27 protein-coding genes are annotated in these 26,898 nt (G+C 60.8%); 17 read left to right on the top strand and 10 right to left on the bottom strand.

All coding sequences use genetic code 11. The annotated features are described in order from the left end of the window. Positions 1-42: 42 nt before the first annotated feature. Positions 43-813: an HvfC family RiPP maturation protein gene (locus tag PSH97_RS11290; RefSeq protein WP_305449240.1), complete on the bottom strand. Its 771-nt coding sequence runs from the start codon at positions 811-813 to the stop codon at positions 43-45. Next, positions 806-1,642, bottom strand: coding sequence for an HvfB family MNIO-type RiPP peptide maturase (locus tag PSH97_RS11285; protein ID WP_305449239.1), 837 nt, complete (start codon positions 1,640-1,642; stop codon positions 806-808). Before PSH97_RS11285 ends, PSH97_RS11290 begins: the two co-directional genes overlap by 8 nt. A gap of 302 nt (positions 1,643-1,944) precedes the next feature. On the opposite strand from PSH97_RS11285, the gene PSH97_RS11280 reads away from it, so the two are divergent. After that, a complete protein-coding gene (locus tag PSH97_RS11280) occupies positions 1,945-2,991 on the top strand; it encodes a class I SAM-dependent methyltransferase (protein WP_305449780.1) in 1,047 nt (348 codons plus the stop codon). 41 nt (positions 2,992-3,032) lie between these two features. Here PSH97_RS11280 and PSH97_RS11275 read toward each other — a convergent pair whose 3' ends face one another. Next, positions 3,033-3,932: a LysR family transcriptional regulator gene (locus PSH97_RS11275; RefSeq protein ID WP_305449238.1), complete on the bottom strand. Its 900-nt coding sequence runs from the start codon at positions 3,930-3,932 to the stop codon at positions 3,033-3,035. 149 nt (positions 3,933-4,081) lie between these two features. On the opposite strand from PSH97_RS11275, the gene PSH97_RS11270 reads away from it, so the two are divergent. From PSH97_RS11270 to PSH97_RS11250, 5 genes are all read left to right on the top strand, one after another. Continuing rightward, positions 4,082-4,780: a CoA transferase subunit A gene (locus PSH97_RS11270; RefSeq protein WP_007896014.1), complete on the top strand. Its 699-nt coding sequence runs from the start codon at positions 4,082-4,084 to the stop codon at positions 4,778-4,780. A gap of 35 nt (positions 4,781-4,815) precedes the next feature. Beyond that, positions 4,816-5,481: a CoA transferase subunit B gene (locus PSH97_RS11265; RefSeq protein ID WP_305449237.1), complete on the top strand. Its 666-nt coding sequence runs from the start codon at positions 4,816-4,818 to the stop codon at positions 5,479-5,481. 11 nt (positions 5,482-5,492) lie between these two features. Further along, positions 5,493-6,671: an acetyl-CoA C-acetyltransferase gene (locus tag PSH97_RS11260; protein ID WP_305449236.1), complete on the top strand. Its 1,179-nt coding sequence runs from the start codon at positions 5,493-5,495 to the stop codon at positions 6,669-6,671. A 231-nt stretch (positions 6,672-6,902) separates the two neighbouring features. Next, the gene (locus PSH97_RS11255; RefSeq protein WP_305449235.1) at positions 6,903-7,658 is read left to right on the top strand and encodes a hypothetical protein; all 756 of its coding nucleotides are present in this window, start codon (positions 6,903-6,905) and stop codon (positions 7,656-7,658) included. An 87-nt stretch (positions 7,659-7,745) separates the two neighbouring features. Beyond that, on the top strand, positions 7,746-8,333 hold the full coding sequence (locus tag PSH97_RS11250; protein ID WP_305449234.1) for a DcrB/PsbP domain-containing protein: 588 nt from the start codon (positions 7,746-7,748) through the stop codon (positions 8,331-8,333). Positions 8,334-8,344: 11 nt separating this feature from the next. On the opposite strand, the gene PSH97_RS11245 is transcribed toward PSH97_RS11250, so the two are convergent. Further along, positions 8,345-9,061, bottom strand: a complete 717-nt coding sequence (locus PSH97_RS11245) for an alpha/beta hydrolase (RefSeq protein WP_305449233.1) — start codon at positions 9,059-9,061, stop codon at positions 8,345-8,347. A 186-nt stretch (positions 9,062-9,247) separates the two neighbouring features. Then, on the bottom strand, positions 9,248-10,027 hold the full coding sequence (locus PSH97_RS11240; RefSeq protein ID WP_305449232.1) for an ABC transporter substrate-binding protein: 780 nt from the start codon (positions 10,025-10,027) through the stop codon (positions 9,248-9,250). A 322-nt stretch (positions 10,028-10,349) separates the two neighbouring features. Between PSH97_RS11240 and PSH97_RS11235 the strand changes: the two genes are divergently transcribed. Beyond that, the gene (locus tag PSH97_RS11235) at positions 10,350-10,994 is read left to right on the top strand and encodes a type 1 glutamine amidotransferase (RefSeq protein ID WP_305449231.1); all 645 of its coding nucleotides are present in this window, start codon (positions 10,350-10,352) and stop codon (positions 10,992-10,994) included. A gap of 160 nt (positions 10,995-11,154) precedes the next feature. Here PSH97_RS11235 and PSH97_RS11230 read toward each other — a convergent pair whose 3' ends face one another. Beyond that, positions 11,155-11,589: a rhodanese-like domain-containing protein gene (locus tag PSH97_RS11230; RefSeq protein WP_305449230.1), complete on the bottom strand. Its 435-nt coding sequence runs from the start codon at positions 11,587-11,589 to the stop codon at positions 11,155-11,157. Positions 11,590-11,690: 101 nt separating this feature from the next. Between PSH97_RS11230 and ftrA the strand changes: the two genes are divergently transcribed. After that, entirely contained in the window at positions 11,691-12,665 is a 975-nt protein-coding gene (gene ftrA, locus PSH97_RS11225; RefSeq protein WP_305449229.1) for a transcriptional regulator FtrA, read from the top strand. Between the two features lie 120 nt (positions 12,666-12,785). Here the strand turns inward: ftrA and cobF are convergent, their stop codons facing one another. Beyond that, complete coding sequence (cobF, locus tag PSH97_RS11220; RefSeq protein WP_305449228.1) at positions 12,786-13,541, bottom strand: precorrin-6A synthase (deacetylating); 756 nt, start codon at positions 13,539-13,541, stop codon at positions 12,786-12,788. Further along, positions 13,541-14,113: a histidine phosphatase family protein gene (locus tag PSH97_RS11215; RefSeq protein ID WP_305449227.1), complete on the bottom strand. Its 573-nt coding sequence runs from the start codon at positions 14,111-14,113 to the stop codon at positions 13,541-13,543. The genes cobF and PSH97_RS11215 overlap by 1 nt, the downstream gene beginning before the upstream one ends. 342 nt (positions 14,114-14,455) lie before the next feature. Between PSH97_RS11215 and PSH97_RS11210 the strand changes: the two genes are divergently transcribed. The 8 genes from PSH97_RS11210 to PSH97_RS11175 all read left to right on the top strand — a co-directional run bounded on the left by PSH97_RS11210 (position 14,456) and on the right by PSH97_RS11175 (position 22,908). Further along, a complete protein-coding gene (locus PSH97_RS11210) occupies positions 14,456-15,310 on the top strand; it encodes a MurR/RpiR family transcriptional regulator (RefSeq protein WP_305449226.1) in 855 nt (284 codons plus the stop codon). Positions 15,311-15,312: 2 nt separating this feature from the next. Beyond that, positions 15,313-15,942 (top strand): isochorismatase family cysteine hydrolase, encoded by a 630-nt coding sequence (locus PSH97_RS11205; protein ID WP_305449225.1) that lies wholly within the window; start codon positions 15,313-15,315, stop codon positions 15,940-15,942. A gap of 11 nt (positions 15,943-15,953) precedes the next feature. Continuing rightward, positions 15,954-17,285 (top strand): type I glutamate--ammonia ligase, encoded by a 1,332-nt coding sequence (locus PSH97_RS11200; RefSeq protein ID WP_305449224.1) that lies wholly within the window; start codon positions 15,954-15,956, stop codon positions 17,283-17,285. Continuing rightward, entirely contained in the window at positions 17,269-18,021 is a 753-nt protein-coding gene (locus tag PSH97_RS11195; protein ID WP_305449223.1) for an N-formylglutamate amidohydrolase, read from the top strand. The genes PSH97_RS11200 and PSH97_RS11195 overlap by 17 nt, the downstream gene beginning before the upstream one ends. A gap of 57 nt (positions 18,022-18,078) precedes the next feature. Further along, positions 18,079-19,428 carry an APC family permease gene (locus tag PSH97_RS11190; RefSeq protein WP_305449222.1) on the top strand — a complete coding sequence of 450 codons (1,350 nt, stop codon included), beginning with the start codon at positions 18,079-18,081 and terminating at the stop codon, positions 19,426-19,428. Positions 19,429-19,547: 119 nt separating this feature from the next. Next, a complete protein-coding gene (locus PSH97_RS11185; RefSeq protein WP_305449221.1) occupies positions 19,548-20,579 on the top strand; it encodes an arginine N-succinyltransferase in 1,032 nt (343 codons plus the stop codon). A gap of 61 nt (positions 20,580-20,640) precedes the next feature. Next, the gene (gene astA / locus PSH97_RS11180; RefSeq protein WP_305449220.1) at positions 20,641-21,675 is read left to right on the top strand and encodes an arginine N-succinyltransferase; all 1,035 of its coding nucleotides are present in this window, start codon (positions 20,641-20,643) and stop codon (positions 21,673-21,675) included. 363 nt (positions 21,676-22,038) lie between these two features. Next, positions 22,039-22,908, top strand: coding sequence for an isocitrate lyase/PEP mutase family protein (locus PSH97_RS11175; RefSeq protein WP_305449219.1), 870 nt, complete (start codon positions 22,039-22,041; stop codon positions 22,906-22,908). A gap of 237 nt (positions 22,909-23,145) precedes the next feature. Here the strand turns inward: PSH97_RS11175 and PSH97_RS11170 are convergent, their stop codons facing one another. Further along, entirely contained in the window at positions 23,146-24,387 is a 1,242-nt protein-coding gene (locus tag PSH97_RS11170) for a M20/M25/M40 family metallo-hydrolase (protein WP_305449218.1), read from the bottom strand. 115 nt (positions 24,388-24,502) lie between these two features. Then, positions 24,503-25,576 (bottom strand): diguanylate cyclase, encoded by a 1,074-nt coding sequence (locus tag PSH97_RS11165; protein ID WP_305449217.1) that lies wholly within the window; start codon positions 25,574-25,576, stop codon positions 24,503-24,505. A gap of 310 nt (positions 25,577-25,886) precedes the next feature. Here PSH97_RS11165 and PSH97_RS11160 point away from each other — a divergent pair, with 310 nt between their 5' ends. Continuing rightward, complete coding sequence (locus PSH97_RS11160; protein WP_305449216.1) at positions 25,887-26,831, top strand: alpha/beta fold hydrolase; 945 nt, start codon at positions 25,887-25,889, stop codon at positions 26,829-26,831. Positions 26,832-26,898 lie beyond the last annotated feature (67 nt).

Genomic DNA, 26,898 nt, shown 5'->3' with positions numbered 1-26,898 from the left:
CAGGAAAGAAGTCAGGAAAGGTGGAAATGGATGATTCGCTGATTAGCAGCGACTAAAGGCCGCTATACCGATCACCCCTTCCCCATGCATCTGCCGCAGCAACGCCATGCCACTGTCGATGAACTCCAGCGATCCGGCCATCCCCGCCTCCACCGCCAGCCCTTCCAGCTGCGCTCGGCCATCGAGCTGAGGCAACTCGCCGATCCGCTGCAACAACCGCCACGCCAACGGGCTCAGTTCCGAGAAGCGCACACTCCAGTCCTCGTCTCGACGAACCAACAGCAATGTCGGCTGAGCCGGCGGCGAGTCCGGCAGGTAATCCGGCCCCACCAACTGCACCGGCCAGGCATACGCCAACGGCCAGGCCAACGGCGAAATCTGCAACGGTCGATCCAGCAGCAACCCCGCATCGCTGGCCGGCAACGGCTCGGCGTCGGATTGTTGCAGGGCCATTTCGACCCATTCGTAATGCGCCAGCTCGACCAAGAACGGCGGCCACGCTCCGTCGTTCAACGCCTGTGGCTCGGAGGTGAGGAACTCGACAAACTCCTGGGCGATCTCGCCGAATTTTGGCGTTTGAGCGCGGTGGTCCCGCAGGAAGATCCGCATCAATACACGCCAATGATCATCGCCAAGAATCTTCACCAACACCGGAAAGGTGCCGCTAATCAACGACGACAAATTTGAAAACACCAGGTCACGATAAACCTGTGCCCGTGCCACGTCCATCTCGGCGGGTGGCGCACACTGGTCGGGGTCGCGCAGGTAGCGGGTCAATGTGTTTTGCTGCTGATACAAACTCGGCTTATCCACGGTGTTCACCTTGTTGCAGCCGGCGAATGGTCTGTAATTCGCTCACCAACTCAGAGAACGCCGGAAAGTTGAAATCCCGTTCCAGCAGTGTCGGTTGCACACCAAACCGCGCATACGCCTCGGCCAGCAACGACCAGACCACCGGTTTGACCGAGGCGCCATGGGTGTCGATCTTCAGCGTGTCGGATTCATCGAAGTGCCCCGCCACATGCATGGCAACCACCCTCCCCGCGTCGATGCCGGCCAGAAACGTCTGCGGATCGAAGCCGTGATTGATCGAGTTGACGTAGACATTGTTGACGTCCAGCAGCAGGTCGCAATCGGCTTCGCGCAGCACTGCGTTGGTGAACGTCAGTTCGTCCATGTCCTGCCGGGGCGCGGCGTAGTAGGAGACGTTTTCCACTGCCAGGCGCCGACCGAGAATGTCTTGTGACTGGCGAATTCGGGCGGCGACGTGGCGCACCGCTTCTTCGGTAAACGGCAACGGCAGCAGATCGTAAAGATGCCCGTCATCGCTGCAGTAGCTGAGGTGTTCGCTGTACAGCGGCACCTTGTGGTGATCGAGGAAAACCCGCACTTCCTGCAGGAAACCAACGTCCAGCGGCGCCGGCCCACCCAACGACAAGGACAAGCCGTGACAGGACAACGGATAGCGTTCGGCCAAGGCGCGAAACGCCGCGCCATGAGCGCCTCCGATGCCGATCCAGTTTTCTGGCGCGACCTCCAGAAAGTCGAAAGCGCCCACCGGGGCCGCTTGAAGGTCCTTCATTAAGCCGCGGCGCAAGCCTAGCCCGACGGTCGCCTTCGCTGATGTGAGGGGAGTCTGCATGGTGTCGATCTCATCCTGGGATCCGGTCTCCAGCGTCTGAAAACTCAGTGCCGGCCGGCAGGCCCAGTCAAGCGCCGCGGTGTGTCGGGAATGTGTTCACAAACGCCGCTCTTCTGGGGCCACTGTATCGGACAGGCAGTCAGATACAGTGGGATACACGAACTAGACTTATTGATTACCCCCCGCAGGGGTCCAGGACGCCGTTATCGTCCTGTTCATTCCCACGATCACCGCCCAAAGGTGCATGCCTCGACAAACAAACAATGCCTCTGGGCCCTGATCCTGCTGAAGGAGCACACATGATGGACGAGGCCAGACTCAATGATTTCATGGGCAAACTGGTGAACGACATGGGCGGCGCGGCGATGCTCGCCAACGTCATCCTCGGCGAAGAACTCGGCCTGTACCGGGCCATGGCCGACAGTCAGCCAGTCACCCCCGAAGCACTCGCCGAAAAGACCGGCTGCAACACCCGCCTGCTGCGTGAATGGCTCAGCGCCCACGCCGCCTCCGGTTACATGGAGCACCGCGACGGCCAGTTCCGCCTGCCCGAAGAGCAAGCCCTGGCCCTGGCGATCGAAGATTCACCGGTCTATGTGGCCGGCGGTATCGGCGTGGTTGCGTCGTTTTTCCATGACAAGGACAAACTGGTCAACGCCATGCGCGGCAATGGCGCCCTGCCCTGGGGCGATCACCATCCGTGCATGTTCAGCGGCACCGAACGGTTTTTCCGCCCAGGGTACAAGGCGCATCTGGTCAACGAATGGCTGCCGGCCCTCGACGGGGTGGTCGCCAAACTGGAAACCGGCGCCAAGGTGGCGGACATCGGCTGCGGCCACGGCGCCTCGACCGTGATCATGGCCCAGGCGTTTCCGAATTCACGGTTCGTCGGTTTCGATTACCACGCGCCTTCGGTCACCGTCGCCACCCAGCGCGCCGAAGAAGGTGGCGTGTCCGGCCGGGCACGGTTCTTCCAGGGCACCGCCAAGAGCTATCCGGGCGACGACTATGACTTGGTCTGCTACTTCGACTGCCTGCACGATATGGGTGACCCGGTCGGTGCCGCAAAGCATGCCTATGAATCGCTCAAACCCGATGGCTCGGTGCTGCTGGTAGAGCCCTTCGCCAACGACACGCTCGATGCCAACACCACTCCAGTGGGACGACTGTTCTACGCGGCCTCGACCTTTATCTGCACGCCCAACTCACTGTCCCAGGAAGTCGGCCTCGGGCTCGGTGCCCAGGCGGGTGAGGCACGGTTGCGCAAGGTCTTCACCGAAGCGGGATTCACCCAGTTCCGGCGGGCCACGGAAACGCCGTTCAACCTGATTCTGGAGGCGCGTAAATAAGGACAGAATCATCATCCGGGCAGGCTAACCCGCTCCCACACTTATTGCGCGGACAATTGTTGGCCAAGGTTCTCGGCCTTGAGAATATCGAACAACGCCTGCGCCGCCGCCGACAGTTCATGCCCCGTCGTCAGCACCCCGATCGCCCGCTCCACCACCGGGTCACGCAGGGTAATGCAACGCGCGCCCAGTTCGCGCATCTGCCCGGCGCACAAGGCCGGCACCGCGCTCACACCCAATCCGCTGGCCACCATCCGCCCGACTGTCGCCAACTGATGGCTTTCAAATTCCACCGGCAGCTTCATGCCCCGCGCCTGCAGGTGCTCTTCGAGCATCACCCGCACCGTCGAGGGTCGCTGCAAGGTAATGAACGGTTCCTTGAGCAAGGTCTGCCAATCAATGTCGTCGAGCTCCGCCAGCGGTGAGTCGAGCGGCACCACCGCCACAAACCGGTCGATGTACAACGGAGTAAATTCCAGCGACGAGCTCTGGGTCGGTTCAAACGCCACGCCCAATTCCACCTGGCGGTCGCGGACCATTTCCAGCACCTGCTCGTTGATCACGTCGTTCACCGTGACGTTGACCTTGGGATAACGCGCGCGAAAGGTCTTGAGGATCGGCGGCAGCAGGTTGCCGGCAAACGACGGCATCGCCGCCAGGGTCACGCGGCCGCGCTGGAGGGTGAAGCGTTGGCGCAGTTCATCCTCGGCGTTGTCCCAGTCCGCGATCAATCGACGAGCCAGTGGCAGCAGCGATTCGCCTTCGGCAGTCAGTGCGACGTTGCGGGTATTGCGCGTGAACAGGCGCCCGCCCAAACCCTCCTCCAGCGCCTTGATGGTCAGGCTCAACGCCGACTGGGACAGGTGCAGCCGCTCGCACGCCACGGCAAAACTCAAACTCTGGGCTACGGCCAGGAATGCGCGGATCTGTTTGACGGTCATGGTCACTGTCCCCAACGAGGTATGAAACTAATTGGTGAGTTTTATCTATCAATCAACCTTAAAAATCAACTTAACAAATAAATCCTCCGGCGAGACACTCCCTCCCCATCCGGCTAGCCAGCCGCCCACAAAGAATAAAAGAGGTGCATATGGCAGGGTTCGACAAGCGCGTGTATTCCTATGAGGAAGCGATGGCAGGTCTTGAAGACGGCATGACCGTGATTTCCGGCGGCTTCGGTCTGTGCGGGATTCCGGAAAACCTCATCGCCGAGATCCAGCACCGCGGCACGCGTGATCTCACCGTGGTCTCCAACAACTGCGGCGTCGATGGTTTCGGCCTTGGTGTGCTGCTGGTAGACCGGCAGATCCGCAAAGTGGTGGCCTCTTACGTCGGCGAAAACGCGCTGTTCGAGAAGCAACTGCTGAGCGGCGAAATCGAAGTCGTCCTGACCCCCCAAGGCACCCTCGCCGAAAAAATGCGCGCAGGCGGTGCCGGCATCCCGGCGTTCTTCACCGCGACCGGCGTCGGCACTCCGGTGGCCGATGGCAAGGAAGTCCGCGAATTCAAGGGCCGCCAGTACCTGATGGAAGAATCCATCACCGGTGACTTCGCCATCGTCAAAGGCTGGAAAGCCGACCATTTCGGTAACGTGGTCTATCGCCACACCGCCCAGAACTTCAACCCGCTGGCCGCCACCGCCGGCAAGATCACCGTGGTCGAAGTCGAAGAAATCGTCGAACCCGGCGAGCTGGACCCGTCGCAGATCCACACCCCTGGCATCTACGTCGACCGAGTCATTTGCGGCACGTTCGAAAAGCGCATCGAACAGCGCACCGTGCGTAAGTGACCCCCTGCCCCCGGACCGAATAAGGAACAACAACAATGGCACTTTCCCGCGAACAAATGGCTCAGCGCGTCGCCCGCGAAATGCAAGACGGCTACTACGTGAACCTGGGTATCGGCATTCCGACCCTGGTCGCCAACTACATCCCCGAAGGCATGGAAGTCATGCTGCAATCGGAAAACGGCCTGCTCGGCATGGGCGCCTTTCCAACCGACGCCGAAGTCGACGCCGACATGATCAACGCCGGTAAGCAAACCGTGACCGCGCGTATCGGCGCATCGATTTTCTCGTCCGCCGAATCGTTCGCAATGATTCGCGGCGGCCACATCGACCTGACCGTGCTGGGCGCGTTTGAAGTGGACGTCGAAGGCAATATCGCCTCCTGGATGATCCCCGGCAAACTGGTCAAGGGCATGGGCGGCGCGATGGACCTGGTGGCCGGTGCGGACAACATCATTGTCACCATGACTCACGCGTCCAAGGACGGCGAGTCGAAACTGCTGTCGCGTTGCAGCTTGCCGCTGACCGGCGCCGGTTGCATCAAACGCGTGCTGACCGACCTGGCCTACCTGGAAATCCACAACGGCGCGTTCGTTCTCAAGGAGCGCGCGCCGGGCGTCAGCGTCGAGGAAATCGTCGCCAAGACCGCTGGTAAACTGATCGTGCCTGACCACGTCCCGGAAATGCAGTTCGCTGCCCAGTGAGGAATCTTTCCATGCAAGAAGTCGTGATTGTTGCCGCCACCCGCACTGCCATTGGCAGCTTCCAGGGGGCGTTGGCCAATGTGTCCGCGGTTGACCTCGGTGCTGCGGTGATCCGCCAGTTGCTGGCGCAAACCGGTCTGGATCCGGCGCAGGTCGATGAAGTGATCATGGGCCAGGTATTGACCGCCGGTGCCGGACAAAACCCTGCGCGTCAGGCCGCGATCAAGGCCGGCCTGCCCTTCGCCGTGCCGGCCATGACCCTGAACAAGGTTTGCGGCTCGGGTCTCAAAGCCCTGCATTTGGCAGTGCAGGCGATTCGCTGCGGCGATGCCGAAGTGATCATCGCGGGCGGCCAGGAAAACATGAGCCTGGCCAATTACGTCATACCGGGCGCCCGAACCGGTTTGCGCATGGGCCACGCGCAGATCGTCGACACGATGATCAGCGATGGCCTGTGGGATGCGTTCAATGATTACCACATGGGCATCACCGCTGAGAATCTGGTCGAGAAATACAGCCTGACCCGTGAGCAACAGGACGCCTTCGCTGCCGCCTCGCAGCAGAAAGCCGTGGCCGCCATCGAAGCCGGGCGGTTTGCCGATGAGATCACGCCGATCCTGATCCCCCAGCGCAAGGGCGATCCGCTGTCCTTCGCCACCGATGAACAGCCTCGGGCCGGCACCACCGCCGACTCCCTGGGCAAACTGAAAGCCGCCTTCAAGAAGGACGGTTCAGTGACGGCCGGTAACGCTTCTTCGCTGAACGATGGCGCCGCTGCGGTGATTCTGATGAGTGCGCAGAAAGCCAAGGCGCTGGGGCTGCCAGTGCTGGCGAAGATCGCCGCTTATGCCAACGCGGGCGTCGACCCGGCGATCATGGGCATCGGTCCGGTGTCGGCCACTCGTCGTTGCCTGGACAAGGCCGGTTGGTCCATTGATCAACTGGACCTGATCGAAGCCAACGAAGCTTTCGCTGCGCAATCTCTGGCGGTGGCCAAGGATCTGGAATGGGACTTGAACAAGGTCAACGTCAACGGCGGCGCCATTGCCCTGGGCCATCCGATCGGGGCCTCGGGTTGCCGGGTGCTGGTGACCTTGCTGCATGAAATGATCAAGCGTGATGCCAAGAAGGGCCTGGCGACGTTATGCATCGGCGGCGGCCAAGGTGTAGCACTAGCTATCGAGCGGTAATCCTACTCATGATCGTTCCCACGCTCTGCGTGGGAATGCAGCCAGGGACGCTCCGCGTCCCAAAAAGCGGACGCGGAGCGTCCGGTGAGGCATTCCCACGCAGAGCGTGGGAACGATCAATTGCTCGGGAGACCGCGTAATCATTCATCGCGCGCAGGCCCGCCCAGCCGCTGAGCAATCCATCCTCCACAATGCTAGCGTAGCCGGCTCACACCGAATGGAGACGCGTGCGTGCTGATGCTCAAACTGCTGGTGATTCCGGGATTTCTGTTGCTGATTTCCCTGGCCGGAAAACGCTGGGGGCCCAGTGTGGCCGGTTGGTTATCGGGGTTGCCGGTGGTGGTCGGGCCGATTCTGTTCTTCCTCGCCATCGAGCAGGGTCAGGTGTTCGCTGCTCAGGCGGCGACAGCAGCGCTATCGGCGTTGTTCGCGATGATTGCCTTCTGCGTGAGCTACGCCCAGGTCGCACAACGTTTGAGTTGGCCGTGGGCGCTATCGATTTCATTGCTGGTCTGGGCCATGGCTGCCGGCGTGCTGTCGCTGATCCCGCCGTCACTGGTGTTTTCGGTGATCGCCGCCGCTACCGCATTGCTGGCCGCGCCGTACCTGTTTCCCGCGGTGCAGCCCATCGTTTCAGGCCCGGCGCCGAAGTCCGACAAACTGCTTCTGCGCATGATCGCCGGTGCCCTGCTCACCTTGGCTGTGACGTTGCTGGCCAGCACCGTCGGCGAACGCTGGAGCGGTCTGCTCGCGGTATTCCCGGTGTTGGGCAGTGTGATGGCGATTTTCTCCCAACAGACTCGTGGGCCGGCGTTTACCGCTGCCTTGCTCAGGGCGACGGCGACCGGGATGTATTCGTTTGCGGCATTTTGTCTGGTGCTGGCGTTGGCGTTGCCGAGGTTGGGATGGCTGGGGTTTGTCTTAGGGGTAGGCGTGTCGTTGGGGATGTTGGTGATCACCAAACGGCTGGCATTGCGTCCAAGGTGAGAACGCAGCAGGCTGCGACAGCTGCTACAAATCGCGATCCGTGGGATGATCGCCATCAAAGCGCGGATCATCCCACGGAGAGTTTGAATGTCATTGTTGAGTAAAAAAGCCGTTGTTCTGCTGCTGGCGGCGGCTGCCAGCCTGGGTGCCTTGAATGCGCAGGCGGCCAAGGCCACTGCCAGCGACAAAGCGCCGGCCCAGAAGGTCTCGATGCTCGGCGGCAAGTTCACCTTCACCCTGCCCAAGGGGTTCATCGCCAACCCGCTGCCGGCCGGCGATGCGGCCACCGGTACCGCCGGGGCGACGGGTACGATGTACACCAACCAGACCACCAAAACCGTGGTGATCGCCGCTGAAAACACCATCCCCGGCGGCGCCAACGTCAAGGACAACGACGGTGAATTCCTCGACGCCACCGTGTCCGCCTTCGCCACCGAGCAACGCAACGCTTTACCGGATTTCAATAAAACCAGCGAAAAAAGCCTGACCCAGAAAGGCACGGGCCTGGGCCTTCGGCAGATCGACAGTACCGCGACCCAGGGCGGTGGCATGACGCTGGACAGCACGTTGATGGCCGCTTCCGGCACGCGCATGGCCATCGTTCAGATCATTTCCCGACCCAACGACAAAACCGGCCACGAAACGCTGGTCAAACAAATCGTCAGCGGCAAATAAACCCGACCGATTCAGGGATTGAGGCGCTGCAACCAGGCGCTCAAATCCTTCACCTCGGGGGCGCTGATGCTGTGACCGACACCCGGATAAGCATGAAACTCAGGCTTGAGTGACAGGCGCTGCAAGAGGCTGTCGGCCTCAGTACCGTCGTTGTAGGGCAGGAGTGTGTCGGCGGTGCCATGACCGATGAAAATCGCCAGCTGCTGGCGTTTTTCATCCGGTTTGAGCTCGGACCTGAGCACCGGCAGGATGCGCCCGCTCAACGCCGCAATCCCGCCTACCGCCTCGGGATGACGCAACGCGACCTCGTAGGACATCATCGCGCCCTGGCTGAAACCCACCAGGAATACCTTGTCCGCTTCGGTGTGATATTTCTTCGCCGCTTGTGCGACAAAATCCCGCAGCACCTGGCCGCTGGCCTTCAGGTCGTCCGTCTCGCCGTCATAGGCGCCCTCGCCCTTCTGGCGAAACCACTGGTAACTGCCCTCCTCCAACGTCATCGGCGCCCGCACCGACAGGTAGTTGTACTGCGACGGCAATTCTTCCTTGATGTCGAACAAGTCGTGCTCGTTACTGCCGTAACCGTGCAGGAAAATCACCAAGGGTTGGTTGCGGGATTCAGCGTTGGCCTGCTCCAGGTACTTGAGCGGCAGATCGGTGTGCAGCGGAGCTTGAGCGTGGACGGCGGTGGACGCCAGGAGCGTGAGCAGAGCGAGTATCTTCAACATAAACCTTCCTTCACAGAGCGCAGGATTCGGGGCAAAGCCTAACACTGTGAAGCATGCCGGGGCATTTTAGGTGTCGCTGATGCCGCCATCGCGAGCAGGCTCGCTCCCACAGGTTTCTCATCCCAATAGAGAGCGCATAAAAAAGTGGCCACCGCGTCAACAGTGGCCACTTTTTTCTACAGCGTATTAATGGCCGTAAACGTCAAAAGCGAAGTACTTGTCCTGTACTTGCTTGTACTTGCCGTTGGCGCGGATTTCGGTGATGGCGGTGTTGAATTTGTCCGCCAGCTCTTTATCACCCTTGCGCACAGCAATGCCGGCACCGCCGCCGAAGTACTTGGCGTCTTCATAGGTCGGGCCGACGAAGGCGAAGCCTTTACCGGCGTCGGTTTTCAGGAAACCGTCGTCCAGGTTGACCGAGTCAGCCAGCATCGCGTCGAGGCGACCGGCGACCATGTCCAGGTTGGCTTCCTGCTGGGAACCGTAGCGCACCAGGTCGATGCCGGCCGGTACCAGTACTTCAGTGGCGAAGCGGTCGTGGGTGCTCGCGCGCAACACACCGACTTTCTTGCCTTTGAGCTCGGTCAGCGGATCCTTGACGGCGGTGCCTTCCTTCATCACGAAGCGCGCTGGGGTGTGGTAGTACTTGATGGTGAAATCGACGTTCTTCTTGCGATCGTCAGTGATGGTCATGGACGACAGGATCGCGTCGATTTTCTTGACCTTCAGGGCGGGGATCAGGCCATCGAACTCTTGCTCGACCCAGGTGCACTTCACTTTCATCTGCTCACACAACGCATCGCCGATGTCCACGTCGAAACCGGTGAGTTTGCCGTCCGGGGTTTTCATCGAAAATGGCGGGTAACCGGCTTCGATACCGAGGCGAATCGGCTTGGCGTCTTCGGCCACGGCGGTCAGGGACAACATCGACAGTGCCAGGGCACCGAACATCACTCGCTTCTTCATTTATAACTCCTGTGTGCGGAGGCTTTTATTGGCAGCTTTCGATTGGCAACCTTCGGTTAGTGAAGACCGAAGTGGCCGGCAGTCTAGAGCGGCTTCAGGAGGGCAAATTGCGTTTAAGCGACAAATACTTATAGAAGAACTGCCACGGGATTCAAGGCACTTGAAGCGTGCGCCACGGTGGTGCAAGGGCTGTAGGACAATCCCTTGTTTCAGATAAAACCTACAAGGTTTCGGGTGTAATCCGACTGAACAGTCGCACTGGTGATGAAGCTTTTTTTGCGGCACATTGACTCCGCCAACCCATTCCCGGAAGAGAAGCGTGATGCCCACGTTGAACCTGATCCAGCACCATCCTGCCGAAGGTCCTGGCGCCATTGCCGAATGGGCCCGGTCCCGTGGCATTACGCTGTATGTGTTTCGCGCCGACCTCGGCCAGTTGCCGCCGGTGAGTGCGGCACCGGTGATTCTGTTGGGCGGGCCTTATGAATCCAACGCCGGACCGAGATGGCTGGAAACGGAGCGTCAGTGGCTGGCAGGCAGTCTGGTTCAGGGCGCGGCGGTGTTTGCGATTTGTCTGGGCGCGCAATTGCTGGCGTTGAGCCTGGGTGGCAATGTGCGGCGGATGGCTCATCCCGAAACGGGCTGGACCACCGTGACCTTTGCCGATGGCCAGAGGCTGAAGGTGCTGGAGTGGCATGAAGACGCGATCGATCTACCCGAGGATGCGCAATTGCTGGCCAGCAGTGACGTGTGTGAGCAGCAGATGTATCGCGTCGGAGCGACGCGGGTGGGGTTGCAGTTCCACCCGGAGTGGAATGTCGAATCGGTGGCGATTCTCAATGAGCACTTTGCCGAGGAATCGCCGTTGCCTCGGGGGCCACAGGATAGCGCCGCCTATCAAGCCGTCGATGACTGGTTGCAGGCGACGCTGGATGAATGGTGGACCGCTTCATCAGCTCATCGCTGAGTCTGAGAATTGATGGACTTCTGTGGCGAGGGAGCTTGATCCCGCTCGGCTGCGAAGCAGCCGTAAATACTGAGAGTGCGATCTCTCCTGAGAATCGTGGTTGGCCGTTTTCAGGGCCGCTTCGCGACCCAACGGGAGCAAGCTCCCTCGCCACAATTAGTCAGCATTCACAACTTATGGGCATCGCAACGACAGGTTGCACCACAACACTCAATTCAAACCCCTCATCCAGCCACCCCGTCACCCCGCCGATCATCTCCTTGACCGGGTAACCCAGCGCCGCCAGTTTCACCGCGGCCTTGTTGGCGCCGTTGCAGTGGGGCCCGGCGCAATAGACCACGAACAGCGTGGACTTCGAATAAGCCGTCAATCCGTCAGCCGTGATCAGTCGGCCCGGAATGTTGATCGCGCCCGGCACATGGCCGCGTTCGAACGCCAACGGTCCACGCACGTCCACCAGGACAAAATCCACCTCGCCAGCCTGTTGGCTGCCATAGACGTCGGAACAATCGGTTTCAAAGGTCAGACGGTTGCTGAAATGCATCAGGGCAATGGCGGACGGGGCTGCGGGAATTTCGCGAACCAGGCTGGGCATGGGCTGTACTCCAAAGTCTCGGTGGGTGTGGGAAGACTTTATCTGCCCCGCGCTTGCCGCTACAGTGGCGCACAAGACACTCACCGGGAATTTTCCGCCAAATGCAGCCCACCCCTGGATTGGTCGCGATTCTGGCCTACGACGGCCTCTGCACGTTCGAATTCGGCATTGCCGTGGAGATCTTCGGCCTGGCGCGGCCGGAGTTCGATTTCCCTTGGTATGAGCATCGTATCGTCGCCGTCGACCAAGGGCCGATGCGCGCCATGGGCGGTATTCAGGTGCTGGCCGACGGCGGGATGGAACTGCTTGAAGAGGCCCGGACCATCATCATCCCCGGCTGGCGCGACCGCAGCGCGGCGGTGCCTGAACCTTTGCTCGCCGCCCTGTGCAAGGCCCATGCCCGGGGGGCGCGATTGCTGTCGATCTGTTCCGGGGTATTTGTATTGGCGGCCACCGGTTTGCTCGACGGTCATGGCGCCACGACGCATTGGCGCTACACCGCGGAACTGGCCGAACGTTTTCCGGACATTCAGGTGGACCCGGACGTGCTCTATGTTGATTCCGGCCAATTGATCACCTCGGCCGGCAGCGCCGCGGGCATTGATGCCTGCCTGCACCTGGTCGCGCGGGATTTCGGCACTCAGGTGGCCAACTCGGTGGCGCGGCGGTTGGTGATGTCGCCGCAACGCACCGGCGGCCAGGCGCAGTTCATTCCGTCACCGGTCAGCCCGACGCCACGCAGCGATCTGTCGCGGGTCATGCAATGGGCGCGGGAACGTCTGCACGAACCGCTGGAGGTTCGCGACCTTGCCAGCGAAGCGGCCATGAGTGAACGCACGTTCCTGAGGCGGTTCACCGAAGCCAGCGGCCTGCCGCCCAAGGCATGGTTGCAACATGAGCGCCTGGCCCGGGCCCGTGAGTTGCTGGAGAGCACTCGCCAGAACACCGAGCAGATTGCCCAGCACTGCGGTTATCGATCGGTGGAGAGTTTCCGGGTGGCGTTTCGCAGTGTGGTCGGCGTGCCGCCGTCGGTGTATCGGGAGCGGTTTGGGCGCGAGGTAAAGGCGATCTTTTGAGGTGTTATTGAGGGCCTCTTCGCGGGCAAGCCTGGCTCCTACAGTGGTCTTGTGGTCACCACATATCCAATGTAGGAGCCAGGCTTGCCCGCGAAGGCGTCCGCCCGGACACCCATTATTTCAAGACTTGCGCAACAAATAGGTATCCATAATCCACCCATGCTCCAGCCGCGCCGCCTTGCGCACTCGCTCAATCTCATCCGCGACATCCTTGAGCTTGCCGCTGATAAGGATTTCATCCGGCGTCCCCAGGTAAGCCCCCCAGTAAATCTCTGTCTCCTGATCGGCCACGTGATGGTAGGCATCTTGCGCATCCAGCATCACCACCAGGCTGTCGGCGTCACTCACCTGCCCCGCCGCCAACCGCCGGCCAGTGGTGATTTCAATCGAGCGACCGATGCGATTCAGCGGCACCTTATGTTGCGCCGCCAACGCCTGCACGCTGGTGATCCCGGGGATCACCTCGAACTCGAACACACACCGGCCTGACGCCAGAATCGCCTGCAGAATCCGAATGGTGCTGTCGTACAACGCAGGATCGCCCCACACCAGAAAACCGCCGCATTGGTCGTCGGTCATTTCCTCGTTGATCAGCCGCTCGAAGGTCTGCTGCTTGGCGCGGTTCAGGTCTTCGACACTGGCCTTGTAGTCCACATCCCCGCGTTCCCGCTCCGGGCTGTGGGCTTCGACGAAGCGGTAGTCGTGATCGGTGATGTAGTGCTCACAGATCTTGCGGCGCAGGTCGATCAGTTTGTCTTTGCTCTGGCCCTTGTCCATGAGGAAAAACACATCGACGCGGTTCAGCGCCTTCACCGCCTGCATCGTGATGTAGTCGGGGTTGCCGGCGCCGACACCGATGACCAGAAGTTTTTTCATCAACGTGCTCCCTCAGTGTCCGTGCCCATCAAGCGTAGGCGCCAGCGACCGTTGAACCGCAACTCGATGGCCGACAACGGTTCGACGTCGATCTGGTTGAACGCCGCGCCCTGCAGCACCTGCATCAATGCGGCGCGGATGACAAAAGGATGAGTGATGGCAACGATATGCCCCGGCGTTGCCTCAAGGGTACTCAACCACGCAGCCATCCGCTCACCGAGTTGCGACACCGATTCTCCACCGTGAGGCGCCGAGGTCGGGTCATTGAGCCAGGCCTGGAGCGTCTCCGGTTCGGATGTTTGCAGGTCGTCGATCGACGTGCCTTTCCAGCGTCCGAAATCGCAATCTGCCAGTGCCGCGACAATCTCCACGTCGTCGCCAAACAGCGACGCTGTTTGCCGGGTCCGCAGTTCCGGGCCACAGAGCAAACGGGGTGTGCCCTTGAACTGACGGCAACGCGAACCCTTCGCCGATTGCCAATCCATTTCCAACGGCTCATTCGTAGGAAAACACGCCAATTTTTGTGCGACGGTTCGAGCGTGGCACATCAGGGTCAAGCGGGTCGCCTGCACGGAAGATCACTCTGTCGATGGGATGGAAAACGGCACGATGCCGTGAACAATCGGGTCATTGTGCCGCAAGAAGCGCGATCCAGGGCGCTTCGTTTCAAGCAGTCGATCGGGTTGGCGGCCCCAATTTTATCCCCGATAAGTAGCGATCTCTGACACCACTATGGGCAATGTCCTACAAAGTCAGTCGACATCCGCGTAGCCCCCGGCGCACGGGGTTTTCGCCCCATTTTGCGGCTTTTAAAATCCATGCGAAAATTCACTAGACATGTAGCACACGTTACATAAATACTGTTTTAGCAATTTATGAAACGAAACCGACACACCCATCCAGCAGGAGCCCGGATGCCCTCTCTCAGAGACCTGATCACCGATCCCGACCTGGAACTCACGCCGTCGGAACGCAAAGTCATACGTGCCTTGCTGGATCAGTACCCGCGTAACGGGCTGGGCCCGATGTCACGTCTGGCCGAACATGCCGGAGTCAGCGATCCGACCATCGTGCGGTTGGTAAAAAAGCTTGGTTTCAGCGGTTATGCCGACTTTCAGGAAGCCTTGCTCAGCGACATGGATGACCGCCTGCGCTCTCCCAGTACCCTGTTGCAACCCCGCGCCCATCTCAAGAAAGATGATCCCTGGGGCCACTATCTGGCGAACAGCCATCGGGCATTGGTCGACACCCAGGCGCTGACTCAACCCGAAGATGTACGAATTCTGATCGAATGGCTGCTCGACACCCGCCATCAGGTCCATTGCTTTGGTGGCCGCTTCAGCAGTTTCCTCGCCAACTATTTGCTCAACCATCTGCGCCTGCTGCGGCCCGGCTGTTTTGCCCTGGAAGACAACGCGCAATTGCCGGACCGGTTGTTCGACGTGCAGCGTCAGGACGTGGTGCTGGTATTCGACTATCGCCGCTATCAGTCCCAGGCCCTGCGGGTCGCCCATGCCGCTAAGAGCCGGCATGCCCGGGTCGTGCTGTTCACCGATATCTACGCGTCACCGCTGCGAGAAATGGCCGACCTGATCATCAGTGCACCGGTGGAATCGGCGTCGGCCTTCGACTCGATGGTTCCGGCGCTGGCCCAGGTTGAAGCACTGGTGGCCTGCCTGTCCCTGCGCAGCCCCGATCTGGCCGATCGCCTGGAAGGCATCGACGCCCTGCGGACCGACTTCGACACTCACCTGCTGGAGGATAAATAAGGATGTTCACGCTCCCCCACCACTCGCCCCGGGACTTGCCGTTTGCCGCCGACCACACCGCACTATTGCTGGTGGACATGCAGCGTGCCTGGCTCGAGCCGCAGTTCGACCCGCACCTCAACGGGCCGGATGCCGAATACTTTCTGACCCGCGCCCACATGCAAGTGGTGCCCAATCAACGCCGGTTGCTCAGTGCCTTTCGTAATGCACGACAAAACGTGCTGCACACGCTCATCGAAAGCCTCACCGCCGATGGTCGCGACCGTTCGCTGGACCACAAACTCTCGGACATGCACCTGCCCAAGGGCAGCCCGCAAGCGCGAATCATCGATGACCTGACGCCGATCGAAAACGAAATCGTACTGCCCAAGACCTCTTCCGGGGTCTTCAACTCCACCAACATCGACTACGTGCTGCGCAACCTTGAAACCCGTCACCTGATCATCGCCGGCATCGTCACCGACCAGTGCGTCGACATGGCCGTGCGCGACGCCGCCGACCGCGGTTACCTGGTGACGCTGGTCGAAGATGCCTGCGCCACCTACACCGAACAACGGCATCACGCCTGCCTGAACGCCATCAAGGGCTACTGCTGGATCACCGACACCCAGACTGTGCTCGGCCGGTTGTAGGAGATGCAGCCATGAGCGCTCGCCTGTCGCCACTGCCGATGACCACGATCGTCACCACCGACCTGATCGGCGTGACGCGCGGCCGCTCCTTTCCCACCGACGAACTCGAAACCTATCAAGTGGCGGGCTGCGGCTGGGTGCCGGCCAACAGCGCCCTGACCCCGCAAGACATCATCGCCTCCAGCAATCCATGGGGTGCTTATGGAGACTTGCGGCTGATCCCCGACTTGAGCAGCCGTGTAACCGTCAACAACGGCCCGGACGCCAATGCCCCGGCGCTGGACTTCATTCACGGCGACATTCGCGAAACCGATGGCCGCCCGTGGGGTGCCTGCCCGCGCACGCTATTGCGCAACGAGGTGGAGCGTTATCGCGACGAATTGGGACTGCAGATCAACGCCGCGTTCGAACATGAATTCAACCTCGGCAGCGGCGCGGCTGAGCATCTGGCGTTCTCTCTTGAGGCGCAGCGCCAGGGCGCCGAGTTCGGCGGCTGGTTGCTCAGCGCACTGCGTGCCGGCGGTGTAGAACCAGAGATGTTCCTGCCGGAATACGGCAAGCACCAATACGAAATCACCTGCCGCCCGGCCCTCGGCGTCGCCGCTGCCGACCGCGCGGTGAACGTGCGTGAGATCACCCGTGAGATCGCCCGGCAAATGGGCCTGGGCCTGAGTTTCGCGCCCAAGACCTCCGAGCAGGCGGTATGCAATGGCGTGCATTTGCACGTGAGCCTGCAGGATCTGGCCGGCCACCCGGTGATGTACGACGCCGGCACCACTAACGGCCTGTCGACCCTCGGCCAGCATTGGGCCGCCGGCGTTCTGCACTATTTGCCAGCGCTCTGCGCCTTTACCGCGCCGACACCGGTTTCCTACGAGCGCTTGCAGCCCCATCACTGGAGCGCTTCCTACGCCTGCCTCGGCCAACGCAACCGCGAAGCGGCACTGCGAATCTGTCCGACCGTGAGTCTGGGCGGCAAAGCCGTGGCGGCGCAGTACAACCTGGAATTTCGCGCCATGGACGCCACCGCCTCGCCGCATCTGGCCATGGCCGCGTTGCTGATCGCCGGGCGCCTGGGCATCGAGCAGCGCCTGGCCCTGAACGCGATCACCGATGAAGTCCCCGATTCCCTGAACGAAGAGCAACGCCAGGCCCGCGGCATCGTCGCCCTGCCCGCGTCCCTGTCCCAGGCCCTGGAATGCCTGCGCAACAGCGAGGCGCTGATCGAAGCCCTGCCGAGCGCCTTGCTGGACACCTGGTTCGCCCTTAAAACCGAGGAACTGAGGCTGACGGAACAGCTCTCGCCCGCCGATCTTTGTGAGCACTATGCGCGCCTGTACTGAGTCCGCCGAACGGGGGCTCTATACCCAGCCTGCGTACACGCTGAGCCGGGAAGCCTCCGAGCACCCGCTGATTCTGGTGTGTGAACACGCCAGTCGTTTTATCCCGGCCGGGTTGAATGACCTGGGCTTGAGCCATGAAGCCGCCCGCGAACACATCGCCTGGGACATCGGCGCCCTGGCGCTGGCCGAGGGGTTGTCCGAAGCACTGGGCGCGACCCTGTTGGCGGCCAATTATTCACGGCTGTTGATCGACCTCAATCGCCCGCGCCATGCGCCGGACAGTATTCCGTTGCAGAGCGAGATTTATCAGGTGCCGGGCAATCGGGATCTGGACGAGGCCACCCGCGACTATCGCCGGCACTGCCTGTTCAAGCCGTTTCATGCACGCCTGCAATCCTTGATCGACGCCCGTGTGGCGCAAGGTCGACCGGTTCGCGTGGTGGGGATTCACAGTTTCACGCCGATTTATCACGGCCAGCCACGGTCGCTGGAAGCCGGCGTGTTGTACGGACAGGCCGGGGAGTACGCCCAGCGAGTGATCGACGGGTTGAGTCGGCACCCCTTGAAAGTCGCAGGTAATCAACCGTACAAAGTCGATCCGCTGGGTGACATGACCGTGCCGGTTCACGGCGACGCACGCGGGCTTGAGTCGGTGTTGATCGAGGTGCGCAACGATCTGTTGCGTACACCCGAGGACATCGGTCGCTGGACGGACTATCTGGCGCCACTGCTGTAGAGCAATAGCTTCAAACTCGCAGCGTGCAGCTGCTTTCATATCAAGGAGAAAGGCTTCATGGAAATTGAAGAATTCGGCTACAAGCAAGAGTTGAAACGCAGCCTGTCACTGACGGACCTGGTGGTGTACGGGATGATCTTCATGATCCCCATCGCCCCGTTCGGCGTTTATGGTTACGTCAACGCCGAAGCGCCGGGGATGGTGCCGCTGGCCTACATCATCGGCATGGTGGCGATGCTGTTCACCGCCCTCAGTTACGGCAGCATGGCCCGGGCTTTTCCGATTGCCGGCTCCGTGTATTCCTACGCACAACGTGGCCTCAACCCGCATGTCGGGTTTATCGCCGGTTGGCTGATGCTGCTCGATTATTTGCTGATTCCGCCACTGCTCTACGTCTACGCGGCGATGGCGCTGAATCATTTGTACCCGGACATCCCGAAAGTCGGTTTCATCCTGGCCTTTCTGGTCAGCGCCACCTTCGTCAACCTGCGGGGCATTACTTTCACCGCTCGGATGAACATCGTCTTTCTACTGGCGCAACTGGTGGTGCTGGGGATCTTCCTGTTCTATGCCTGGAATGCCCTGCACAACGGCGGTGGTAACGGCGAGCTGACTCTGGCGCCGCTGTACAACCCCGAGACATTCAACTTCGCCCTGCTAATGCAAGCGGTGTCGATTGCGGTGCTGTCGTTCCTCGGTTTCGATGCAATTTCCACCCTCGCCGAAGAGATCAAGGGCGACCCGGGCCGCAGCGTCGGCAAGGCTGCACTGATCACATTGCTGGTGATGGGTGTGATCTTCGTGGTGCAGACCTGGATTGCCACGGATCTGGCCGCCGGCCTGGGCTTCAAGTCCGCCGACACCGCGTTCTATGAAATCGCCGAAATCGCCGCCGGCAGCTGGCTGGCAACCCTGACCGCCGTGGCCACCGCGCTGGCCTGGGGTGTGGCGGTCGCGATCACCTCGCAAGCGGCGGTTTCGCGCCTGCTGTTCGGCATGGCCCGGGACGGCAAACTGCCGAAAGTGCTGGCCAAGGTGCACCCGAAGCACAACACGCCGTATGTGAGCATCTATCTGGTGGCGGCGCTGTCGCTGGTGATCTGCTACCTGTTCATCAACTCGGTGGACACCCTCACCTCCCTGGTGAACTTCGGCGCCCTGAGCGGCTTCATGTTGCTGCACCTGACCGTCATCAACTATTACTGGCGTCGGCAGAAGTCCGGCCAGGTGATTCGTCACCTGCTCTGCCCGGTGATCGGCTTCATCATCGTCGCAGCCATCATGTACAACATGGGCGTCGATGCACAGAAACTCGGCCTGATCTGGATCGCCCTGGGGCTGGTCTATCTATTCTTCCTCAACAAACTGGGTGCCAGCACGGTCCTACCCGACCCAAGCAATGGCTGACAAGAAAAAGGGCAGCGTCTGACATGAATTCAGGCGACTGCCGATTTAACGCGTGGAAACCGACAGTGATAGTCAGGTTCGGTGCAAATCGCCGAACCCTTTGATACAGGAGTACATCCATGCTGGTCTTACGCCCAGTGGAGTTAACCGACCTGCCCCAGTTGCAGCAACTGGCGCGCGACAGTCTGGTGGGGGTCACGTCCTTGCCGGACGACACCGAACGCCTGCGCGAGAAAATTATCGCCTCCTGCGCTTCGTTCGAGAAAGACGTCCAGGGTCCTGGCCCGGAAAACTATTTCTTCGTGCTGGAAAATCTCACGACTCGCCATTTGGTCGGCTGCTCGGAAATCCTCGCCTCCGCAGGGTTCAACGAGCCGTTCTACAGTTTGCGCAACCGTCATTTCACCAGCACCTCACGGGAGCTGAACATCGAGCACGGGGTGCCGGCGCTGTCGTTGTGCCACGACCTCAGTGGTCATACTTTGCTGCGCGGTTTCCATATCGACGCAACGCTGGAACGCACACGGTTTTCAGAATTGCTGTCCCGGGCGCGGCTGCTGTTCATCGCCGCCTACAAGGCGCGCTTTGCCGAAGCGGTGATCACCGAAATCGTTGGCTACAGCGACGAACAGGGCCAGTCACCGTTCTGGGATGCGCTGGGCAAGCATTTCTTCGACCTGCCGTACGTCGAGGCCGAGCGGCTTTGTGGTTTGCAGAGCCGGACATTTCTCGCCGAACTGATGCCGCAATACCCGATCTACGTGCCGATGCTGCCCCCGGCGGCACAGGAATGTATCGGCCGGATTCATCCTGACGGTCAGGAGGCCTTCGACATTCTTGAACGCGAAGGCTTCGAGACCAACAGCTACATCGACCTGTTCGACGGTGGCCCGACGTTGTACGCACGCACCTCGAACATTCGCTCCATCGCCCAAAGCCAGACCGGCACGGTGCACCCTGGCTCGGCCATTGATGCCCGCGGTAGTTCCCTGGTGAGCAACTACCTGGTGAGCAACGATTCGTTGAAGGACTACCGCGCAATTGTTGCCGAGCTGGACTACCGCGCCGGGCAACCCGTGGCCTTGAGCGCCGAGATGTGCGCGGCCCTGAATGTGACCGACGCCAGCGCGATCCGGTTGATCGCCCTGTGAGCCGCCACCGGCCCCGTGCCCAACGACAGCGCCCGAACAAGCGCGAAGAAGGAGCTGCATCATGATTGTCCGTCCGGTTCAAGTCACCGACCTGCCCGCCCTGCTGGATCTGGTGCAACGGGCCGCCCCCAGGGTCACCACCCTGCCGGCCAGTGAGGAACGCCTGACCCACCGAGTGCGCTGGTCCCAGCGCACCTTTGCCGAACAGGTCGAACGTGCGGATGCCGATTACCTGTTCGTGCTTGAAGACGACGATCAACAAGTGGTCGGCGTCAGTGCCCTGGCGGGGGCTGTCGGCCTGCGGGAGCCCTGGTACAACTACCGGGTCGGACTGACGGTCAGCTCGTCGCCGGATCTGGGTATCCAGCGCCAGATCCCCACGTTGTTTCTGAATAACGAAATGACCGGCCAATCGGAAATCTGTTCGCTGTTTCTGCGACACGATCAACGTCACGGCAATAATGGTCGGTTGCTGTCGCTGGGGCGCCTGCTGTTCGTTGCCGAGTTCCCCCACCTGTTCGGCGACAAGCTTATTGCCGAACTGCGCGGCAGTGCCGACGAACAAGGCTGCTCTCCGTTTTGGGACAGCCTGGGCCGGCATTTTTTCAAGATGGATTTCAGCCATGCCGATCATTTGTCGGGGCTGGGCAACAAAGCATTCATCGCTGAACTGATGCCACGCCAGCCGCTCTACACCTGCCTGCTCACCGAACAGGCCCAGGCGGTGATCGGCAAGCCGCACCCGCACACCGAACCTGCGCTGAAGATCCTCACTGCCGAGGGGTTTGCTCATAAGGGTTACATCGACATCTTCGACGCAGGCCCGGTGATCGAAGCCCCGGTGTCGAAAATCCGCACGGTGCGTGACAGCCAATGCCTGGAACTGGCCATCGGCACGCCCGACGACCAGGCACCGGTGTGGCTGCTCCACAACCGCCGCCTGGAAAACTGCCGCATCACCACCGCCCAGGCGCGGCTGGTCGGCAACAGCCTGATCGTCGACCGGCTCACCGCCAAACGCCTGCAACTGCAACCCGGCAACTCGGTCCGCGCCGTGCCGCTGCGTAACCGACAGCAGCAGGCGGTGGCGGCGTGACGTGTAGCAGCTGGCGAAGCCTGCGTTCGGCTGCGTAGCAGTCGTAAACCTGCCAACTCAGCCTTTCAGACTGACCGCCGACTAGTTCTTCTTCTGCTTCTGCATGACACCCGATCCGTGATGGCGAGTGCTTCGCACTCGAACGCAGCCTTCGGCAGCTGCTACAAGGGGGCGTGTCGAGGCCAGGATTCGTATCAATCCGGATGCTGCTGGAGCTGCCGCAGGCTGCGATCTTTTGATCTCGCATCCCTTGGCCGGCAAATTCGTCATCATTCTTTATCCGCCCACGTGATAGCCTTTTGTTCCTTCGGCGTTGACACTTTTGCTCAAGCCCTTCCATTCCTTTGTATTGGTGGAACTCATATGTCCAGGCTGTCTCATCAAGATTTGCGCCGTAATTTCCGCCAACTGTTCGCTTCCAACACCTGCTATCACACCGCCTCGGTCTTCGACCCCATGTCGGCACGTATCGCCGCGGACCTGGGTTTTGAAGTGGGGATCCTCGGTGGTTCGGTCGCGTCGCTGCAGGTGCTGGGCGCTCCAGACTTTGCCTTGATCACCCTGAGCGAGTTCGCCGAGCAGGCTACCCGCATCGGTCGCGTAGCCCAATTGCCAGTGATCGCCGACGCCGACCATGGCTATGGCAACGCGCTCAACGTCATGCGTACCATTGTCGAACTCGAACGCGCCGGCGTGGCCGCCCTGACCATTGAAGACACCCTGTTGCCGGCGCAATTCGGCCGCAAATCCACTGACCTGATCGGGGTCGCGGAAGGCGTCGGCAAGATCCGCGCGGCGCTCGACGCCCGGGTCGATTCGGAAATGGCGATCATCGCGCGGACCAATGCCGGGATCCTGCCGGTTCAGGAAATCATCAGTCGCACCCAGCATTACCAGCAGGCCGGCGCCGACGGGATTTGCATGGTGGGCGTGCGGGACTTCGACCACCTCGAACAAATCGCCGAGCACCTGAATGTGCCGCTGATGCTGGTCACCTACGGCAACCCGCTGCTACGCGACGACAAACGCCTGGCCGAACTGGGCGTGCGCGTCACCATCGACGGCCATGGCGCCTACTTCGCCGCGATCAAGGCGACTTACGACAGCCTGCGCGAACAACGCCAGATCTTTACTCAGGCATCGGACCTGAACGCCACTGAACTGACCCACACCTATACGCAGCCTGAGGATTACATTCGTTGGGCGAAGGAATATATGAGCGTCAAGGAGTGAGGGTTCGGCCGGTATGACGGTGTGAACCGACATGACGCCATCGCGAGCAGGCTCGCTCCCACACTGGATGTTCTGTGAACACATTATTCGTGTACGCCAGCAATCAATGTGGGAGCGAGCCTGCTCGCGAAGAGGCCGGATGAGACACCGCTAAATCGCGACCTTGAACTTCCCTATTCCGAACCACCGCCCCCCTCGCCACAGAGAACCACGCCCGATATCTGGAGGCTGTGTGGCTTATTTTTTGGTCAACTCCATAATCATCCGCGACAACAGATAAATCCGCGGTGCCACGCTCTCGACCTCGGCGTATTCCTCGGGCGTATGGATATTCCCGCCGACAATCCCGAACCCGTCCAGCGTCGGCGTACCCACCCCGGCCGAGAGGCTGGCATCCGCTGCCCCGCCGCTGCCTTCTTCCGTCAACTTGCGGCCAATTTCGCCGTAAATCCCTTGGGCCATGGCCATCAAGCGATCCGACTCCGCCGTTTGCGGCATTGGCGGCAAGCCGCGTTTTAGGGTGGTGGTGACTTCAGTCTCGGGAATCAGTTTGTCCTTGGAAACCCGCACCAGGTCCTTCTCGATCCGATCGAACTCTTCCGGCACCGCTGCCCGCACGTCAGCCTTGGCGGTGGCCTGATCCGGAATCACGTTGGTGCGGTCGCCAGCATTGAGCACGGTGAAGTTGATGGTGGTTTTCTTCTGCGCATCGCCCAGTTTGCCGAGTTGCAGAATCTGGTGCGCGGCCTCCATGGCGGCGTTACGCCCCAGTTCCGGCGCGACGCCGGCGTGGGATGCCTTGCCTTTGACTTCGACCACGGCAGTGGCACTGCCTTTGCGCCACACCACCAAACCATCCGCCGGGCGGCCCGGTTCGAGGTTGAGCGTCACGTCGTGGGCCTTGGCGGTTCGCTTGATCAGGTCGGTGGCGACATCCGAGCCGGTTTCTTCGCTGGCATCGAGCAGGAAGGTGATCTGCGCGTAGTCCTTGAAATCGAGGTTTTTCAGGACTTTCAGCACATAGATCCCGGCGACGATGCCGCCCTTGTCGTCCATCACGCCTGGCCCATATGCGCGGCCGTCCTTGATCTGGAACGGGCGCGCGGCGGCGGTGCCTTCCTTGAACACGGTGTCCATGTGCGCCATCAGCAGGATTTTCGCCTTGCCGGTGCCTTTGAGGGTGGCCAGTACATGGTTGCTCTTGTCCGGGGTGTTGGGCACGAGTTCGATGGTGGCACCGAGCTTCTTCAACTCTTCGATGGCGATGTCACTCACCTGGGTCAGGCCCGGTTCATAGCCGGAGCCGGAGTCGATGTTCACCAGCCGCTCCAGCAGTTTCAGGGCTTCACCCTTGTACTGTTCGGCATCGGCGAGGACTTGTTTGTGGGGTTCGGCGAAGGCTGCAGGAGTGAAGGCGCCGAGGGCGAGGGTCAGGCCGAGGCTGGTGGCCAGGAGGGAGCGAGAGGGTTTGAACGTCATGAATCGATCCTTGTTTCGTGTCGGGGTCCTGAAACCCTACCTGACTACGACGCAAGGCTCTACACCGGATGCGACACATGCATGACCATACAAGCGGGCTTTTGTGGTGATTGGGTTACACCGAATCGAGCAACGCTTTATGCGGTTTACCATCACTGTGGCAGATGACGCGGTTGCGGCCAGTGGTCTTGGCTTCGTAGAGCGCCTGGTCGGCGTCGTTGAGCCATAGGGTCGCGTCGTCGTGGGCCGGGTTGAAGGCTGCCAGGCCGATGCTCAAACTGACTTTCAACGCCGGGTTCTGCTCGTATCCCAACGTGGCAAAACGATCACGCAGCGCATCCATCGCCACGGCGGCACGGTCCAGCGGCAGGTCTGGCAGCAGCACACAGAATTCGTCGCCGCCATAGCGCCCGGCGACATCCGCTGCCCGCAGGTTCTGCTTGAGCATTTTGCTCAGCTGACGCAGGACGATGTCCCCGGCGACATGGCCGTAGGTGTCGTTGATGATTTTGAAATGATCGATGTCGATCAGCGCTATCGCCCCGCCCTGCTGCTGGCGTTGGCAACGCTGAAACTCGATTTCCAGCTGATCTTTCCAGGCACCGTGATTCAGCAGGCCAGTCAGGCTGTCGGTGCGGCTCAGGGCCAACAGTTCGCGCTTGTGTCGGCCAAGAGTATGGGCCTGATGGAAGCAGATCCAGCCCAGGGACATCGGATAAATCGACAGCAAAGGCAAGCAGGCGTACAGCTGAAACGGACTGGTTTGCGGGACAAAAGCCGGCATGAACACCAGCAACCCGAGGCCAATCCCAAGCAGTTGCGCGACGGCGCCCATCAACAGAAAACGCAAACCGCCGATGGCCACGTTGTGCATCGCCATCATCGACAACGTTGCCGCGCTGGGCAGCGGATTGAATTGCATGGCGGCCACCCAGAAACCGCCGAGAAACGCGTCCACCAGGATGTTGCGGTGTTCGGCACGAAAAGGAATTTCCGCCCGGCGCGCCCATTGATAGGCCACATGCGGCCAGAGCAGCCCGTTGAACAGCATCACCCCCCAGACCCAAGGCGCCGGGTTGAGTGGGTACATCCCTGCGCCGACGCACAATAACCCAAGGGCCAGCCCCAGGATTCGCGACCCATAAAGCCTCCTGGCCAGTGAAAGTCCCTTTCCTCCCTTTTTTTCCATAGCGGCCTCTGTACCACTGAACGGAGCCAGACAACACACGGGATTGAAAGCGTGTTTGAAGTCTATCAGGGCAACGGCAAATAGCCATCACTGGTTGACGGTCTGAATAGCATGGCCTCGCCATGAGCTGAATACCCAATGTTTGGTCTATACATGAAGGGAGGGATCGATAAACAACGATAAAGAGGAGGCCTTTGTAGCAGCGGAAATGGCTTGATTGGGGTATCTGGATTTCAGTTATCACTCATTGACCCGGGCGCTCAAACCCGCCGACCACACTCTGTCCTGATCACTGCAAAGGAATAGCCTGATGCTTTTGTTGGTTGTCACTATCGCCGTCTTCGTGGCCTGGAGCTGGTTGAGCTACCCGGCCATCGGTTACTGGCTCTATGACTTGAACATGGCGCTGGAGGCCCGGCTGTACCGGTTGCACAAAATTGTCGTGCCAATCCCCGAAATGACCGTCTCGACCTGGCAAGGCGGGCCTTACGAAGCCTCCAGCAGCGTGCTGATGCTGCACGGCTTCAGCACCGACAAGAACATCTGGCTGCGCTTCGCCCGGCATTTTGTCGACGACTACCGGGTGATTATTCCTGACCTCGCGGGGCATGGCGAAACCGGCTTCAAGGCCGGCGGTGGTTATGACATTCCGGTCCAGGCCAAACGATTGATCCAGTTGCTCGATATCTGCGGGGTCGAAAAGGTGCATGTGATCGGCAACTCCATGGGCGGTTACATCGCGGCGTGGCTGGCGGCCACTTATCCGGAGCGCATTATCTCGCTGGCGCTGCTCGACCCGGCCGGCGTCACTGCCCCGGAGCTCAGCGATATGGAGCGACACCTGGCCCGCGGCCACAACCCGTTTTTGATTCATTCCCGTGAAGAGTTCCAGTATTTCTACGCCATGACCATGGCCTCCCCACCGTGGGTGCCGGGAATCGTGCTGGATGCCGTCGCCCAGCGCTATGAACAGCAGCGCGACGAGCTGGAAGAAATTTTCAGGGACTTCCACGCCAGCCCGCCGATGGAGCCGAAACTACCCGACATCAAATGCCCGGCGCTGCTCCTGTGGGGGCGCAAGGACCGCTTGATCGACGTCAGCAGCGTGCCGGTCTGGAGCAAGGGCATCGCCGATCTGCGGGTGGAAATCTGGGACGGCGTCGGCCATATGCCGATGGTTGAACAGCCGACCAACACGGCGCAGTTGTACCGGGAGTTTCTGGGGGCGCATCACATGACCCCCACCGCCCCGTAGCAGCAGCCTCGCAGGCTCAGCAGCCGCTACGGGGGTTTGGCGGATAATTCGGAGGGAGATGCTCGGC

It is taken from the genome of Pseudomonas cucumis, assembly GCF_030687935.1.
Taxonomy (GTDB): domain Bacteria; phylum Pseudomonadota; class Gammaproteobacteria; order Pseudomonadales; family Pseudomonadaceae; genus Aquipseudomonas; species Aquipseudomonas cucumis.
This window is presented reverse-complemented; position numbering and strand designations above follow the sequence as displayed.